At 70.0% G+C, this 15,549-nt stretch carries 13 protein-coding genes, 1 CRISPR repeat array and 1 other annotated feature; of the genes, 3 read left to right on the top strand and 10 right to left on the bottom strand.

The features are described 5' to 3' along the window. Positions 1-268: 268 nt before the first annotated feature. Positions 269-466, top strand: a complete 198-nt coding sequence (locus tag ACIRD7_RS41440) for a hypothetical protein (RefSeq protein WP_363678045.1) — start codon at positions 269-271, stop codon at positions 464-466. 106 nt (positions 467-572) lie between these two features. On the opposite strand, the gene ACIRD7_RS41435 is transcribed toward ACIRD7_RS41440, so the two are convergent. Both ACIRD7_RS41435 and ACIRD7_RS41430 read right to left on the bottom strand, forming a co-directional pair. Further along, positions 573-836 (bottom strand): hypothetical protein, encoded by a 264-nt coding sequence (locus tag ACIRD7_RS41435; protein WP_398807024.1) that lies wholly within the window; start codon positions 834-836, stop codon positions 573-575. Next, the gene (locus tag ACIRD7_RS41430; protein ID WP_023190058.1) at positions 833-1,006 is read right to left on the bottom strand and encodes a hypothetical protein; all 174 of its coding nucleotides are present in this window, start codon (positions 1,004-1,006) and stop codon (positions 833-835) included. Before ACIRD7_RS41430 ends, ACIRD7_RS41435 begins: the two co-directional genes overlap by 4 nt. Positions 1,007-1,497: 491 nt before the next feature. Between ACIRD7_RS41430 and ACIRD7_RS41425 the strand changes: the two genes are divergently transcribed. Then, positions 1,498-2,762, top strand: a protein-coding gene (locus ACIRD7_RS41425) for an IS3 family transposase (RefSeq protein WP_402804445.1) whose coding sequence is annotated in 2 segments (ribosomal slippage) — positions 1,498-1,801 and positions 1,801-2,762 — 1,266 coding nt in all. Because the reading frame shifts where the segments join, the coding sequence is not laid out codon by codon here. Next, positions 1,797-1,931, top strand: a sequence feature (AL1L pseudoknot). (Overlaps the previous gene by 135 nt.) Positions 2,763-2,790: 28 nt before the next feature. Here ACIRD7_RS41425 and ACIRD7_RS41420 read toward each other — a convergent pair. Together ACIRD7_RS41420 and ACIRD7_RS41415 are read right to left on the bottom strand one after the other, a co-directional pair. Beyond that, positions 2,791-3,165: a hypothetical protein gene (locus tag ACIRD7_RS41420; RefSeq protein WP_363678010.1), complete on the bottom strand. Its 375-nt coding sequence runs from the start codon at positions 3,163-3,165 to the stop codon at positions 2,791-2,793. Between the two features lie 103 nt (positions 3,166-3,268). Then, positions 3,269-6,079, bottom strand: a complete 2,811-nt coding sequence (locus tag ACIRD7_RS41415; RefSeq protein WP_403461248.1) for a DNA methyltransferase — start codon at positions 6,077-6,079, stop codon at positions 3,269-3,271. A gap of 225 nt (positions 6,080-6,304) precedes the next feature. On the opposite strand from ACIRD7_RS41415, the gene ACIRD7_RS41410 reads away from it, so the two are divergent. Further along, a complete protein-coding gene (locus tag ACIRD7_RS41410) occupies positions 6,305-6,592 on the top strand; it encodes a hypothetical protein (RefSeq protein ID WP_159832975.1) in 288 nt (95 codons plus the stop codon). 39 nt (positions 6,593-6,631) lie between these two features. Beyond that, positions 6,632-6,965: a CRISPR direct-repeat array (repeat unit 29 nt; unit sequence GGGCTCATCCCTGCGTGCGCGGGGCATCC). Position 6,966: 1 nt separating this feature from the next. Here the strand turns inward: ACIRD7_RS41410 and ACIRD7_RS41405 are convergent. From ACIRD7_RS41405 to ACIRD7_RS41380, 6 genes are all read right to left on the bottom strand, one after another. Beyond that, positions 6,967-8,625 (bottom strand): RNA-guided endonuclease TnpB family protein, encoded by a 1,659-nt coding sequence (locus ACIRD7_RS41405; RefSeq protein ID WP_363678012.1) that lies wholly within the window; start codon positions 8,623-8,625, stop codon positions 6,967-6,969. A gap of 97 nt (positions 8,626-8,722) precedes the next feature. Further along, positions 8,723-9,454, bottom strand: a complete 732-nt coding sequence (locus ACIRD7_RS41400) for a hypothetical protein (protein ID WP_363678013.1) — start codon at positions 9,452-9,454, stop codon at positions 8,723-8,725. Then, positions 9,454-10,068: a prepilin peptidase gene (locus tag ACIRD7_RS41395; RefSeq protein ID WP_363678014.1), complete on the bottom strand. Its 615-nt coding sequence runs from the start codon at positions 10,066-10,068 to the stop codon at positions 9,454-9,456. Before ACIRD7_RS41395 ends, ACIRD7_RS41400 begins: the two co-directional genes overlap by 1 nt. Further along, a complete protein-coding gene (locus tag ACIRD7_RS41390; RefSeq protein WP_363678015.1) occupies positions 10,046-13,678 on the bottom strand; it encodes a bacterial transcriptional activator domain-containing protein in 3,633 nt (1,210 codons plus the stop codon). Before ACIRD7_RS41390 ends, ACIRD7_RS41395 begins: the two co-directional genes overlap by 23 nt. 128 nt (positions 13,679-13,806) lie before the next feature. Further along, on the bottom strand, positions 13,807-14,718 hold the full coding sequence (locus tag ACIRD7_RS41385; RefSeq protein ID WP_402834949.1) for a hypothetical protein: 912 nt from the start codon (positions 14,716-14,718) through the stop codon (positions 13,807-13,809). 32 nt (positions 14,719-14,750) lie between these two features. Continuing rightward, complete coding sequence (locus tag ACIRD7_RS41380; protein ID WP_336575216.1) at positions 14,751-15,470, bottom strand: hypothetical protein; 720 nt, start codon at positions 15,468-15,470, stop codon at positions 14,751-14,753. Positions 15,471-15,549 lie beyond the last annotated feature (79 nt).

The raw sequence follows: 15,549 nt of genomic DNA, 5'->3' as shown, positions 1-15,549 counted from the left end.
GTGGGCACTGCCGCGCCCGCACCCCCCCTCCGCGGGCGCAGGCCCTGGCCGCCGGATCCCGTCGCCTCCATGGAGGCGACCGGCGGCCCGCCGCCCCGCATCCCCCGGATGCGGGGCGGCCCCCTTTCCACCATCGGCAGTACGAGCGCTGACCCGCGGACACCCTCACCGTCTACCGTGTTGCACACCGCCGGGTAGATATGTATTCTTATTCATGTTGGAGCGAGGAACCGCCACGCCCCAGACCCGACCTGCCAGGAGGCACACCATGGCCACCACCCCCACCCTCCCCACCAAGCTCGGCCAGATCATCACCGACGTGCAGCTCCACACCGGAGTCCACTACTCCCGCCTGATCCGCACCGGCCCCGAGCACTTCTGCCTCGGCCCCAACGCCGTGAAAACCGAATGGATCGCCGCCTTCAGCTACAACGGCGCCCGCCACGTCATCCCCACCCACGCCTGACCCACCCCGCGAGCGCCACCCCCACACCGGAGCGGCGCTCCCGGCCGGAGACAAACAACAGCGGGCCAGCCTCGAGGGAGGCTGGCCCGCTGCGTTCAACGCCCGGTCAGCGGGTGCGCACCTTGATCGGCACGCCGTCGCTGATGTGCTGGGCGTAGGTGCTCAGCTCCGGGTCGGTGATGCTCCCGCCGATGCGGGACCACTCAGCCTGCAGCACCGGCTTGATCGTCTCGACGCTCTGGCCTGCGTACTGCCGGCCGAGGCGATCCAGCATCTGCTGATACTGGTCGGCGATCGCCTGCACCTGCGGCTGGACAACGCGCTGCAGTTCCCGCTCCAGGTTGCTGGAGATCTTCACCCGCGCGTTCACCGGGACACCTGCTGGGTCATGGTGGTCCCCGGATGTCGGGCCACGGTGGCGGCGGTGACGAACCGGCCGGTGATGGCCGAACGGCCGACCGCCCGGGTGGTCCCGCCGGAACGGCTGACGGTTTCGGTGGTGGTGGTCCGGGGGCTGCGCTTGGCCGTGGAGGCCTTCACGAACCGGCCCGTTCGGACGCTGCGACTGACAGTCCTACCCAAGATGGGCTCCAATCTGGGTGCCGCCGCTCAGCGAGCGTCACCCATCGAGAACACAGCAGTGAGGGCGCTAGAGTCAGAGTCCTAGCCTTGGAAACTAGACACCGAGCCCTGCGCGCCCTCCACCCTGGAAGGCCCAGGGCTTTGGTGCTCAAAAAACAGTCTATCCGGTGGCCGGACACCACACCAAGGACCCCCAAAATCACCCGTGGACAACAACGAAACCCCAGGTCAGTGACCTATTACAGAGACCAGTCCACCACTCGCCCCACATTTTTTCGCAGCGTCTTCCACACACGCGAGAGAACTTTTTTTCCGCTCTGGGATGAAAACGACGACCGCTCCCCCACACCGCAGCGAGGCAAATGCCCTCCCAAGCCTTCTTTCACCCCACCGCATGAAGCGCCCTGGGTTTGTTGGAGACTCCTGACCTTGGAAACGAGGATGGAGTTATGCCGAAAGAGCAGACAGCGGGGAAGCCGACGACGCGTCGGTATTCGCCGGAAGAGAAGGCCGCGGCGGTCCGGATGGTGCGGACGCTGCGGGCCGAGCTGGGAACCGAGCATGGGACTGTGCAGCGGGTCGCGACGCAGCTCGGATACGGGGTCGAGTCCGTGCGGATGTGGGTCAAGCACGCCGACATCGATGACGGCGTCACCTCTGGCGTGAGCAGTGCTGAGGCGCGGCGGGTGCGTGAGCTGGAGCAGGAGGTCCGGGAGTTGCGACGGGCCAATGAGGTCCTCAAGCGTGCCGCGTCTTTCTTCGGGGCGGAGCTCGACCGCCACTACCGGAAGTAGTCGCGTTCATCGACGCGAACAAGGATGACCTGGTCGACGGTCGCCGGCTCGGAGTCGAGCTCATCTGCAGGCTGCTGCAGGTGGCTCCGAGCAGCTACTACGCAGCCAAGACCCGCACCCCCTCGGCTCGCGCGGTGCGGGACGAGGAGATGATCCCGCAGCTGGTCGAGCTCTGGGAGACGAACTACCGCGTCTACGGGGTCAGAAAGCTCTGGAAGACCGCGCGTCGCGCCGGGATCGACATCGGCCGAGATCAGACGGGCCGGCTCATGCGCGCCGCAGGGATTAAGGGCGCGACCAGGTCGAAGCGGGTGAAGACGACCCGGCCAGATCCGACCGCAGCGCGGCACCCGGACCTCGTGAAGCGGGAGTTCACCGCGCCTGCCCCGAACCGGCTCTGGGTCACCGACCTGACGTTCGTGCCGACGTGGGCCGGCGTCGCGTACGTCTGCTTCATCGTCGACGCGTTCTCCCGGATGATCGTCGGGTGGCGGTGCGCGTCACACATGCGCACCGAGATGGTCCTCGACGCGATCGAGATGGCCCGCTGGTCCCGCGGCACTGGCCACGAGGACCTGCGCTGTCACAGCGACGCGGGGTCTCAATTCACCTCCATTCGCTACGGCGAACGCCTCGCCGAGATCGGAGCGTCACCGTCGATCGGGACCGTCGGGGACAGCTATGACAACGCCCTGGCCGAGACCGTGAACGGCTATTACAAGGCCGAACTCGTCCGCGGACCCGCACGGCCAGGCCCCTGGCGAACGGTCGAGGACCTCGAGCTCGCGACCCTCGGGTGGGTGCACTGGCACAACACGCAACGCCTCCACGGCTACCTCGGCGACGTCCCACCCGCCGAGTTCGAGGACACGTTCTATGCTGTCGAAGCCGACCGCGAACAGCTGGTCGGAATCAAATAGCGCGAGTCTCCATCAGACCCAGGGCGCTTCAGTTGTCCTGGATGACCAGATCGGGCCGGTGCTGGGCGATGCGCGCGGCGATGTGGCGTTGCCAGCCGGCCGGGCGGCAGCCGGGCACGTCCTCAATGGTGAACACCGGCCCTGGGACAGCCTCGGCGGGGCCGGGCTGGGCCAGGTAGTGCTCCAGAGCGGTGGCGGCCTCCTCGTCCAGGGCGTCCTGCAGCTGACGGAGCTGGGTGATCACGCCGGGTGGGGTGCCGCGGCGATCGCCTTCCCAAGAGCGCACGGAGTCGAAGGACACCTCGAGCAGGGCGGCGAGCTCGCCGCGGGTCAGGCCCAGGTACTCGCGGATGATGCGCACGGTGGTCCCGCGCAGCAGGGACGGATCTGGGCGGGCCGGCATGCAGGGCTCCTCTGGCTTGCATACCCCCGTCGCGCGCAGCGGCCGGGGTGGTGGGGGCGTGTCCTCCCACCACCCCCGACTGTACCGGTGGCCTGGTACAGGGTCAGGTGGTCGCGGTCATCTCCGCGTACCGGTCGAACAGCAGCTCCTGGCGCTCGAGCTCGGTGCGGCACCGGCGTGCGGCGCCGAAGGCCTTGTCCACCTCGGTGTCCAGCGCGTCGTGGGCCTTCACCAGCGCCGGGTCCATGCCCAGCGCCGTGTAGTGCTGGGCCAGGGACCGGTCGGGGTGCAGGGCCCGGGCGGCTAGCACCTTGGCGCCAGCGGCGACGATCCGCGCGCGCTGGGCGTCCTCGAGGGCGGGCAGGGGCAGGGTGGTCCAGGTGAGGGTGGATCCGAAGCGCAGGTCGGACTTGAGGCGACCGCCGACGCTGCGCTGCCAGGTGAGGAACATGGAGGAGGACAGCAGGGCGAACTGCAGGCCGTCGGGGTCGGCGCATTGGAAGGTCGCGTCGGAGGCGATGACTTCGGGAGGCAGCAGCTTCACGGGGAAGTAGGGGCGCTCCTCGGAGACATGGCGGGGGATGCACACGAAATCGGTGGTCATGGGGGCCAGCTGGCGGAAGAGGTGGTGGTGGCGGTACTCGCGGGTGGAGGCCGCGTTGGAGGCCGCGCGCAGGGCCCGCACGGCGGCCACGCGCTCGCGGAGCACGGGAGAGGTGTGGATCTCCTCGCCTGTGGCGTCGGTGAGCCACAGGCACCAGCGGTCCTCGTTGTGCAGCAGTTCGCGGGCCCCGACGTAGGGGCGCAGGTACTTGGCTGCGATGGGGTCTGCCTGCACCTGTTCGAGCTCTGCGGTGCTGACCAGCAGGTGTCCGCCGTCGGTGGGCTTGGACCCGTACATGGGCATGTTCAGCTCGGGGGAGAGCGGGCGGCTGTGCTTGGTGACGAGAACGTTGGCTCCGTCCACCAGATAGGCGTTGATGGTGCGCACCCCTGAGCGCTCCACGGGGGCATTGGAGGGGCGGTCGTAGTCGAACAGGCGGGGCCGGACGGTGGTGTCTCGGGTGAAGCCGACGATCACGCAGTGCACGGCGGCCTTGCCGGGGGCTTCGGAGTCCCAGCGGAAGGTGCGGTGGGCGAACTTGATGCGCCAGCCGGCGGCGAAGATCGGCTCGAACAGGCGTGCGGCCTGGTCGCCCTGGACGATGGAGTTGGTGGTCACGAATGCCCACTCGCCGTCTCGGTCAGCGAGCAGGCGCAGGGTGAGGGCGTGCCAGGCGGTGACGAAATCTAGGCGGGAGAGCTGCTTGTCGCCGCCCCAGGCGGCCTGCATCAGGGCCAGCTGGTCCTTGGTGCGGGTGGTGTCTCCCAGGAACGGGGGGTTGCCGAAGATGTAGGTGCGGCCGGCCGGCACGGGCAGCGCTTGGGCCCAGTCCAGGGTGAGCGCGTCGTGCTGGTAGATCGTGGCGGTGATGGTGATCGGCAGCCGGTCCGGGGCCTGACCCAGGGCGGTGGCCAGCTGGCGGTTGGCCTGGTGGTCCACCAGGAACATCGCGGTCTCCGCGATCTTCGCTGGCCACCAGTTGATCTCGATCCCGTAGAACTGGTCGATGTGGATCCGTTGGTCCAGGGTCACGTCCAGGGAGAGGTCCAGGCTGCCGGAGCGGCGGCGCTGGTCGGCCAGCAGGTCGGTCTCGATCTGGCGCAGCTGGGCGTAGGCGACGTTGAGGAAGTTGCCGGCGCCGCAGGCGGGGTCCACGTAGAGGTTGGCGGCCATCTCCTCGATCAGGGCGATCGCCTCGCGCCGGCTGGTGCTCTTGTTCTGGATCAGCCGGTCCGCGCGAGCGCGGTAGTCGTCCAGGAACAGCGGCCCGATGGTCTTGAGGATGTTCGCCTCAGAGGTGTAGTGCTCGCCGTCGCCGCGGCGGGCCTGCCGGGACTTCACGAGCTGGAACATCGAGCCGAACACGGCCGGGGAGATCCGGGTCCATCGGAACCGACAGGCGGCCAGCAACGCCTCGCGGAACTCGTCCGTGAGGAACCCGGCCGACGCCGTGCCGTCGAAGATGCCGCCGTTGACGTAGGGGAACTTGGCCATCGCCGCCGGTGCGGTGCGCCGCACAGGGCTGGCCGGGCCGGCGTTGAGCACGCGGAACAGTCCGTCGAGCTGCGGGCCCAGGCTGTCGGCGGTGGTGTCCCACTCCACCCACCGGTGGAACAGGTCGGCCTCCCACAGTCCGGCGTCGTCGCCGTAGAGCAGGAACAGCAGCCGGGTGAGCAGGATCGAGGCCTGCTGCGTGGCGAAGTCCTCCTCCTCCTGGTCCTCGGGAGCCTCATCGGCCACGGGCACGTCCACGTCCCCGACCAGCGCGGTGAACATGTCCGCCATCAGCTGCGCGGCCGCGATCGAAGCCTCCTGCTCCTCGGCCCGGCTCACGCTCTCCCGGCCTGCCAGGAACATCAGCTCGTCCACGTGGTCGGCGCTCTCCTCGACCCGGAACTCCGCGACCCAGCCCTGCTCCCCCAGGCGCTCCACACGGATCCGTGCGAAGTCGGTGACCAACACGTACTTGGGCCACTCGTGCTGACCGATCGAGCCGCCGGCGAGGTAGTCCAGCGCCTGCGCGTGGGCGGCGTCCAGGTCGGCGCCCGGAGACTTGGCCTCCCCGATTGCCACACCGGACCAGAAGAAGTCGATGTATCCGGCCCCGCCGGTCGTCGCCCTCTTCGCCCCGCGCTCGAAAAGGTCCATCCGCTCGGAGATCACTCCGAACGCGCGCAGCAGGTCGGTCCAGAACTGGGAGGCGTAGGAGCGCTCCACGTGTCCCTGTCCGGTCTCGTGCCACTCACGGATCCGCTGCGCCCACGCATGGGCGAACTCCGTCACGTTCCTGCTGATGACCCCACGGTCCATGTGCTGTTCCACCGGGACAATCTAGCCGCCACCCCACCCACCGCCCCGGGCGGGCAAAGCAGTGCTGGCCTGGTGGAAGGCTTCCCCTCCTCCACCAGACCAGCAGCCCCAGACCCTACACCGGGCCCCCGACGCGATAAGCCTCCCCAGCCATCGGCGCCCGAGCATGCGCGGCCCCCGGTGCGCCCACCATGTCGGGCACGTCCAGTTGGGAGGATGCCGGCCATGCACGAGCTGACTGCCGACGACCTACCCGCCGCGGCCCTGGATTCCGACCTCACCGTGTGGGTCCGCCTACCCCCGCGCTACAAGGCCAGCAAGCCCTCGCACCGGTTCAAGTACGAGCAGCGGCGCGTCCGCGAGATCGGCGGCAGCTACCACCCCGACGCCCACGCCTGGACGGTCCCCGAGCCGGCCAAGCACCTACTCCAGCTCACCTACCTGCTCGAGCGCACCCAAGCCGTCCTCTACGCCGCCGACACCGACGAGAGCCCCACCCCCGACACCTTCTGAGACGACACCGCCACCGGGTGTCATCGACCAGTGGGGGAAGGGCTCATCCCTGCGTGCGCGGAGCGTCCATGAAGACCGGTGAGCGGCGCGAGCTGGAGATGGGCTCATCCCTGCGTGCGCGGGGCATCCGGCCCGCGTGTCAGGTCAACGATGTCACGCTTGGGCTCATCCCTGCGTGCGCGGGGCATCCGTACTGCCCTCGGGGATGTTCACATCGCAGAAGGGCTCATCCCTGCGTGCGCGGGGCATCCATCGACTACCTGCTGGTGGACGAGGCGCACATGGGCTCATCCCTGCGTGCGCGGGGCATCCTGGTCAAGCTCGCGCTTGTCCTTGACCAGCTGGGGCTCATCCCTGCGTGCGCGGGGCATCCTCTACCTGACTGGGCCGAATACGTCCGCTTCCGCGTGTTCCCGCTCGATGTGAGGGGTGTGGGATGACCAGCCAGTTGCCCGGCTGGATCTGCCCGCACCGCGCGGTGCGGGCTTGACGCTTCGGCGCTGCCACCCGGTGGGCCCACCCGATGGTGGGGTCCGGCCAGCAGCTCGGCGTCCGTTTTGGCTCTCCCCATTGCCCTGGGCGAGCTCGACCCGGTGACCCGTGCCCTCCTGCACGGCCCACGCCCGGATGTTGATCGCGGCGTTCACGTCGCGGTCGATCACCAGGGCGCAAACCTCGCATTCGTAGACGCGCTCGAGCAGGGACAGCGTGGCTTTGACTGCCCCGCAGCGCGAGCACGTCTTCGAGGACGGCGCGAATCGGTCGATCATCTTCACCTGGGATCCGGCCCAGGAGGTCTTGTAGTGCAGCTGCGCTCGCAGCGTGCCCAGGCCGGCGTCCAGGATGGCCCGGTTCAGGCCGGCCTTCGCCGCGACGTTCTTGCCGGGGTGCTCGAGGGTGCCAGCCGCGGAGCGGGTCATCCCGGCCACGTTCAGATCCTCGAGGGCCACGATCGCGTAGTCGCGGGCCAGGCGGGTGGACACCTCGTGGAGCATCCCGGTCCGGCGCAGCGCGACCTGATGGTGCAGCGCGCTGATCTGCCGGCGGACCCGCTCGCGGCGGCGGGAGCCGCGCTCGGTGCGGGCCAGGGCACGTTGCAGCCTGGCCAGTCGGCGGGCCTGGGCTTGGCCAGCGCGCGCGTTCGGGATCAGCTCCCCCGTGGACAGCGCAGCCAGGTGCTTCACACCCAGATCCACACCCACGACGCCGTTGGCGCGCTGGCGACGGGAGGGGCCACGGCGGAGGGTCACTGGCTCGGCCACGAGCACCGAGGCGTACCAGTGGCCGCCGGCCTGGGAGATCGTCACCGAGCGCACCACGGCCCCCCGCCGGCACGAGCGCACCAGCCGGGTCGTCTTGTCCATCGTGCGGATCGTTCCCAACGAGGCCAGGCGCAGGTGCCGATGGTCGGTGATCACCCCTCCCCTGGCCTCCCCGCGCTTGTACGCGGTCCCGGCGGCGCCGATGACCTCCGGCGCCGGGATCGTGAACGAGTCCCGCGACCGGCCCTTCTTCTTGAACCGCGGCAGCCCCACCCGCCGGCCCGCACGGGCACCGCAGGCCGAGGCCATCCAGTTCTCCGTGGCCTTGGCCGCGTTCTGCAGCCCCGAGACCAGCACACGCCGCGGCACGGTGTGCATCCACGGCTGCGCGTACCTCTCGTCCGCCCACACCTGCCCCGGGTCCGCGCCGGCAGCGATCGCTTCGGCCGCCTCACGGTGCGCACGGACCATCGGGGTCAGGTGCGCGGTGGCGAACTGCTGATACCCGGCGACCTTGAGCGCCGGATCCGCAGCCCGCTCGGCCTTCATCCGTCCCGCCAGCTCCTCCACCGGCACCCCAGCTTCCGCCAGCTCGCGGCGCCGGTCCCAGCCGGCCTGCAGCGCGGCCCGGTTGTGCGCGGTGAGCATGTTGAACGCCACCCGCGCGGCCCCGGCGTACTGGCCCAACAGCTCCAGCTGGCTGGCGTTGGGGTCCAGTCGGTGCTTGAACGCGCGCAGCCGCTGCGTCGGGGCATCGGTGGCGACACTCACGGGCCGGACCTCCTCGCGCTCACACCTGACCTGGAAGACATCCCCGATGCTCACCAGCGGACCGGACACGATAAGCACCCGCCCCCGACCGGTGGGCTCAGCCGCGCACGGACAGCCGCGCCATCATCTCCGCCGGCCCGCCGATCGCCACCACGGCCCCCGGCGTCTGCAGCGCCGCCGACACCGCCGCCAGCACGGCCAGCGCCTGCCCTCGAGTGCCCGCGTCCTCCACATGCACCACCTCCACGCCCTCCAGCGCCTCCAGCTGCGCCACCAGCGCCGCCGTACCTCCCACAGCCACCAGCTGCGGCACCGCCCGAACCCACTCGGCCGCCGGCTCCGGCGCGTCCTCCTCACCCTCCCCGGGACTCATGGCCGGCACCGCGGCCTTCCTTGACCGGCGCCCACGCCTCTTCCGCGCGGGCTCCTCCCCAGCAGGATCCGCGGCGGCCGGCGCATCCGCCGCGGCCACCTCTTCGCCCGCCTCGCCCTCCTCGCTCTGGACGTCCGCGCTCGCGGACGTGGGCAGGGTCATGCCCTTGTTGTGGAGGCGGCGGACGAGCATGTCCCAGCTCTTGCGGTCCTGTCCGGTGAGGGTGTCCGGGTCGATCAAGGTGAGGGCCTGGATCAAGAGGCTCTGGTCGGGTTCCTCAAGGTAGGTGAGCACGATCAGCTCGACGCGGCCTTCCTTGCCGGCGTCGTGGCCGGGGTCGCCGGGCACGGGGTGCTCGGCGGTGAGGGTGTCGAGCTGGGTGTGGGTGAGGGCGGCGGTGATGACCTCCACCAGGGCCTTGCGGTGGCGGACGGTGAACACGGGCGTGGCGGTCATTAGATCAGGCTCCAGATCAGGGTCAGGACGGAGCCGGTCAGGATGCTCGGCCCCATGGGGATCCTCTCGCGGCCCCGGCCGGAGCGCATCCGGGAGAGCGCTACCGGCAGGGACAAGACGAACCCCAGCCCAAGGGCGAGCAGGGTGATCCCCACGCCGTGGACGCCCCATGCCAGCGCGCAGGCCACGGCCAGCTTCACGTCCCCCATGCCCATTCCCCCGGCCAGGTTGAGCAAGAGCAGGCCAGCGCCGACGGCGGCCGCGGCGGCCAGCCCGGGCAGCAGCAACCCGGGGTGGACGGCGAGGGCGGCCAGGGTGCCTGCCGCGAGCGCGAGCACGAGCCAGTTCGGGATCCGGTGGTGGCGCAGGTCGGTGGCGGCGATCGGGGCGCCCAGGGGCACCTGCAGGGCGATCGCGGCGACCGCGAGGGCCGCGGGCCCGGGTAGCTGGCCCGGGCCGGTGGCGAGGGCAGCTGCTGCTGCTCCGACCGCGGCGGCCGCGATGGTGATGCCCCGGCGCACGGGCCGGGTGGGCATGCGGTAGGGACGAGCATCGGCGGGCGCCTGGTCGGCGCCCGCCGGCAGGGTGGTCTCAGGCGACGACGCGGTAGCCATGCTCGCGCAGGGTGTCGATGAGCTCCACGGTCTCGTCCTCGGGCTCCAGGCCCTCCTCGAACTCGTCCAGCCAGGTGTAGAGCTGCTCGACCAGGCGGGAGACCTCCTCGCGGTTGCCCGCGGCGGCCTCGGCGGTGATCGCGTCGCGCCACATCGCTTCGCTGGCCGGATCCACGGTGCGGCCCACTCGGGCGGCCAGCTGGGCGTGGCCGTGGTGGCCGGCCGACAGCGCGCGGTGCACGAGCTCGTGGGCGGCGTCGCAGATCAGCTCGACCATCTCCTGGTGCAGGTCGTCGGCCCAGGCGACGTTCTTGGACTTGGCGTGCTGGAACGGAGCTCCGCGGACCAGGCGCATCGCTGCCACCAGGGCGGGGGTGGACACGGTGGTCGGGTCATTGCTGATCAGCGAGCGCAGGATCTGCCAGTCCGTGGTGACGCGCGGGTCCAGGCGGTAGCCGTCGGAGGAGGCGCGCGGGAAGAACTGGGTGCCGTCCTCTTCCTGGCCCAGGTACTTGCGGGTCTGGGCTGCGAGCTTGTTGCGGTTGGAGGAGGCCGTGGTGCCGGAGGGATCGGCGTTGGGCCAGAACGCGGCGTGGTAGGCCTCGGCGGAGGCGCCGGGGTGCAGGGCCAGGTACGCGGCCAGGGCCACGCAGCGCTCGGCCTGCTGGTCGGAGACCTTGCCGGTGGAGGCGCTGACGGGGGCCTCGCCGCGGGCGCCGACGATGCGCATCGGGCCCAGCAGGGACACCAGGGGCACCTCGGGGGTGACCTGTTCGAGCAGGTCCGCGGCCTGGCGGTCCAACTGGCTCTCCTGGGTCTCCGGGCTCAGGCGGGTGATGGTCGCCGCGGCCGTGGCCGGATCGGCCTCGTCCTGTGCGGGTTCGGTCTCCTCCTCAGTGACCGCTTCGGCCGCCACGGTGTCCTGCTCGGGGGCGGCGGGCTGGTCCTGCTGCTCGTCCTTGTCCTCGTCGTCTTCGGGCTTGGGGGTGTCCTCGAGGGGTTCCTGCTCGTCGTCCTCGGTGGCGGCCTGGACGGCTGCACTCTCGTCCTGCTGGTCGTCCTCGTCGGCGCCGAGAGCGGCCGGCTCCTGGTCGTCTTCTGCTGGCGAGGCGGCGGCCGGCTCGGCCGCGGTGGTGTCCTCATCCGCCTCGTGATCGAGCTCTTCTGCGGCCTGAGCGGCAGTCGTCGTCGGCTCGGTCTCCCCGGCCGCCTCATCCTGGTCGGTCTCCGCGGCCGCCTCGGCGGCGGGGGTGAGGTACTCGTCGTACTCGGCGGTGCCGTTGGTGATCTCCACACCGTGGTCGGTCTCGTCCTCGTCGTGCACGGAGGCCGGAACCAGGGACAGCTCGGCGGTCTCTGTGTGGTCCTCGAACCCGTAGCGCTCGGTGTCCTCGTCCTCGTGGGTGGGCACGATCGTCAGGTGGGTGGCCGGGCGGCCCAGGATCGCGGCGAGGTCCACGGTCTGAGTGCCAGAAGCGTCCGTGTCCTCAGGGTCGGCCAGGGCGGTGGCGAGCACGGCGATGATGCGCTGGGCCTCGGCGGCAGTGATGCGCTGCGGCATCAGGTGCAGTCCGGCCGGCTCAAGGTCGGCATTGTCCTGGTCCACGAGCTCCAGATGCCACGGGGCCGAGAGCGGGTTCTGCGTGGTCACCGCGGCCACGCCCAGCCGGGGAATGGTGCGGGTGAGCTCGCGGAGCTGATCGGCCTGCGCGTCGGTGGGGTCCACACCCAGCAGGACGATCTCCGGGGCCCATTCCTGTTCGATCCCGGCGCCCTTGGCCTCATGCACGGTAGCGACGCCGGCCCCGTCCAGGGCGGCCTTCACGTCCTCAGCACGTCCAGCAAGCATGCGCAGCAGCTCGTCCAGGTCGTCCACCTGCCGGACGCGGCCGGTTCCGACGGCGGATGCCAGGCCGGGAGCGACGCCCACGAGAGTCACCTGCAGCGACTCGCCCCAGGCGGAGGTGGCCAGTTCCACGGCCATCGCATCCAGGGCCTCGGAGACCAGCTGGCTCTCCCCTTCCAGGCCGAGGGTGCCCAGGTACTCGAGGTCCAGCAGCAGCTGGGCGCCGGTGTCGTCCTTGCCCACGGTCACCAGGGCCGGATAGGGGGCTTCGGGCATCTGCTCCAGGCCCTCGATCTGCCCGGACTCGATGGTCCACACGGTGCCCTCCTCGTCCTCACGGACGAACGGGGCAGGCAGCTCGGCGGCCGCGGGGGCAGCCAGGTACAGGGCGATCTGCTCGTCGGTGACGCGCACGCAGAACATCTCCGGCAGGGTGATCTGCTCGCTGGAGGCCCACAGGGCGACCGCACGCAGCACCAGATCGAGCTCGTCCACGGCGGGCTGGTCGGCAACGGTGCGCAGCTGGGCCTCGATCTGGGCATCCTCGCCGGCCGGACGTGGCACCTGCTGGCCGGGCTTGCGGCGGCGACGCTGGGCCGCGCGACGCGCTGCGATCAGGGCGAGCACGCCGGCGGCCAGGGTCGCCCCGATCCCGCCTGCAGTGCGCCAGTCGATCTCGTCGGCGCCGTCCACGGCCTCGGCCTGCTCGGCAGCGGCCGGAGCGGGTGCGGACTGCTCCTGCACGGGCTCGGAGTAGGTGGCACCCGGGACTGCGGGGGCCGGTTCAGGGGCCTTGTCCTGATCCGGCTGCTCTGCGGACGCGGCCGCGGCGGCGTCCTGGGCCTCCTCAGCGGCCGTGGAGTCCTGCGCGTCCTGCGTCTGGCGCTCGCTGGTGCCCGCGTCGGCCTGCTGCTGGGCATCGGTGGCCGTGGGCGCCGGGGCGGCCGCCGGAGCATCCTCGAGGCCGGGACGGTCCATGGTGTCGGAGGCATTCAGCCCACCCACCCCGGAGCCGCCCGCAGTACCGTTCGTACTGGCAGTACCAGTGGTATCAGGGGTACCAGTGGTATCAGGGGTACCAGCGTCAGGCTCAGCCGGAGCCGCCGTGGACCCCTGATCCGCCGGCGCGCCGGCGAGGCCGTCCAGTGGCACCTCCCAGCCGGTGTAGATCAGGTTGGGATCCTGCAGGGAGCGCCCGTCGGACTGCTCCACGCCCTGCATGTCCTCGGCCAGCTCACCCCAGCGACTCTCGTCTCCGAGCTGCGTGCGGGCGATGCCGGCCAGGGTGTCACCTTCGCGGACGGTGTACGTCCCAGCCTGCTCGGTGGAGTCGGCGCCCGAGGAGGGCTGATCGAGCACCTGGGACACGCTTGCGGAGCCGGCGCCCGGGCCAGCAGAGGCGGCGGGCGCATCCTGGGCCATGGCCGGCGCACCGCCGCCGATAGCCAGCACCGCGGCGACCAGCCCGCCGGCCAGAGCCTGCTGAGCCCCCAGGCCCTTGAGCTGCGGGGCGCGCACATTGCGGGCCTGAGCGACCAGCTCGACCACCACGGATACCGCGAAGGACGCCCAGGCGGCCCAGCCGATCAGGGGCAGGATCGTGCCCATCAGCACTCGGCCGCCGTAGTCCACGCCAGTGAGGGCCTGGCGCAGGGCGTCAGGGTCCGGGATCGGGTTACCGCCCAGCGCGATCAGCGCCACGGGGATGCCGATCAGCAGCGCCAGCAGCAGTGCCAGCGCGCCAAGTCCTCTGAGTGTCCGCATGATCGTGAGCTCCTCCAGTGCAGATGCGATCGGTCTCCTACCCGGGCAGGCCGTCCGGGAAACGAAACATCTCGCGTCGGGTAATGTCAGATTACCCGACGCGAGATGTCCGCGGCACTCCCCCAGCCTCAGCCGCCGGGCTTGACGTTCACAGCCTGCAGCTCACCGATCACCACCGGCTGAGAGCTGCGCGTGACCGTCTCAATCACCCCGGACTCACCGCCGGCCGACCACTCCACCGCCCACGTGGTCACCGCCGTCACGTCGTACTGACCCGTCTTCTTGTACGTGTGCCCGCACGAGGGCGACTCCTCACGCCCATAGCGCTCGCTGTACGGGGTACCGCCGGTGTTGCAGACGACCTGCTGACCATCACCCATATCCCAGGTCACGAACAGCGGACGCGCCGTGCCCGTCACCGAGAGTCCGTCGATCTCACGAGTCACTGTGTACGGACCCCACGCCTGCGGGTCATGCGTGTTCTTCACCCACATCCACGCCGGCAAACCCACAGCACCCATGGCATTCGAGTCCGACGCTACCGAACGCGGGACCATGCCCATCTCCACGCCCTTGAGGTCCATCTGCGTCACCAGCTGACGCGCCGCCTGCGCCGGCGTCGCCTGGCCCGCCACCGTCGAATCCATCCAGCGCGTCTGCAATGCCGGCTGCAACTGCGGCAGCACGCCGCCATCCGGCTCACACTGTTCCCAGGCTCCCCGTGTTGGATCCTTACCCGCCGGCGGCGCCGGTTGTGGAGACATCATCGTCCAGACGCACTTGTTGACCGGATCCCAGTTGGTGTCACAGCTGTAGGGGATCTTCCATTCCTGGTCACCCGGCGTATTGATCTCGCAGAAATCCGCCCGCGGAGGCTCCTCTCCCACCGGCTGGACCGGCTGCGACAGATCTCCACCACCAGGGGCCCCCGGCGCCTCCCCCTTCACCACACAGACACCATCCCTGCAGTCCGCCTCGCCAGCAGCGAGCGCCGAGGGGGCAGCCGTGAAAGTGGTCAGGGTCAACGCAAATGCCGCCATGAGGCTCATCCGGCGGCGTGAACGAGTTCGACTCAGCATGTCTTTGGGGTGCCCTTCTCATCGCGAGATACGTAATCCGAGCTGACCTTCCATGCACGATCGTCCTCCTGCCAAGTCACGATGTAAGTGATCTCATAGCGCAGCACGGACCCGGAAGAGACACGATTGCCGTCCTTGTCCTTGACGACCACCCCGGTGTTGTCCTCACAGACACGCAGCTGGGCATTGGTGTGTGGGAACAGCTCACCCTGCACATTCGTGGTTGGGCCGATGATCGGCTCGATCAGCTCGATCTTGGACTCACCCGAGTAGGTCTGCCCGGCAGACTCGAACGCCTTCATACGCCCCGCCAGATCGGAGAGATACGGGTCGCGGGCAGCCACACTCAGCTGCTCTTCATCCACCTTCGCCGCCACGTATTGGGCGCGCTTCACGTCGTAGAACTGCTGGAGGGCATCGAACGCCTTGATCTGAGCGGTCTGATCGTCCTCGGGTCGATCGGAGGTGACCGGCTCGAACGTCGGAGCCGACGGCGACGCGGACATGGAGGAGCTCTGCGAGCTCGAGGCGCTCGCGGAGGAGCCCTGGGGGGCGCTCGTGGAAGAGCCGGCCTCCGCTGGAGCCGGCGAGGTGCTGATGGGAGCAGCGGAGGCGGTGCTGGTCTCTTCAGCGCCACCGGTCCCGTCGCAGCCGGTCAGGGCGAGGGCGAGCACGAGGCTGGCTCCGGCCAGAGTCTTGGTGCGGGTGGTCATGGCGATCTCCTTCGGTGGCGTCCCCTCGTGCCAAGGGGTGATCATCTACAGGTTACCTGGCGCGTTCTCTACGGCCGAG

The organism is Streptomyces sp. NPDC093568 (assembly GCF_044764945.1).
Classification (GTDB): Bacteria; Actinomycetota; Actinomycetes; order Streptomycetales; family Streptomycetaceae; genus Streptomyces.
Note: the sequence above shows the minus strand (reverse complement) of the source record. Positions and strands in the feature narration are given on the sequence as shown.

Bases quoted from the DNA above. Each gene is read 5' to 3' on its own strand.
- ACIRD7_RS41440 (WP_363678045.1), top strand. From the start codon at position 269: ATGGCCACCACCCCCACCCTCCCCACCAAGCTCGGCCAGATCATCACC.
- ACIRD7_RS41420 (WP_363678010.1), bottom strand. From the start codon at position 3,165: ATGCCGGCCCGCCCAGATCCGTCCCTGCTGCGCGGGACCACCGTGCGC.
- ACIRD7_RS41415 (WP_403461248.1), bottom strand. From the start codon at position 6,079: ATGGACCGTGGGGTCATCAGCAGGAACGTGACGGAGTTCGCCCATGCG.
- ACIRD7_RS41410 (WP_159832975.1), top strand. From the start codon at position 6,305: ATGCACGAGCTGACTGCCGACGACCTACCCGCCGCGGCCCTGGATTCC.
- ACIRD7_RS41400 (WP_363678013.1), bottom strand. From the start codon at position 9,454: ATGACCGCCACGCCCGTGTTCACCGTCCGCCACCGCAAGGCCCTGGTG.
- ACIRD7_RS41395 (WP_363678014.1), bottom strand. From the start codon at position 10,068: ATGGCTACCGCGTCGTCGCCTGAGACCACCCTGCCGGCGGGCGCCGAC.
- ACIRD7_RS41390 (WP_363678015.1), bottom strand. From the start codon at position 13,678: ATGCGGACACTCAGAGGACTTGGCGCGCTGGCACTGCTGCTGGCGCTG.
- ACIRD7_RS41385 (WP_402834949.1), bottom strand. From the start codon at position 14,718: ATGGCGGCATTTGCGTTGACCCTGACCACTTTCACGGCTGCCCCCTCG.
- ACIRD7_RS41380 (WP_336575216.1), bottom strand. From the start codon at position 15,470: ATGACCACCCGCACCAAGACTCTGGCCGGAGCCAGCCTCGTGCTCGCC.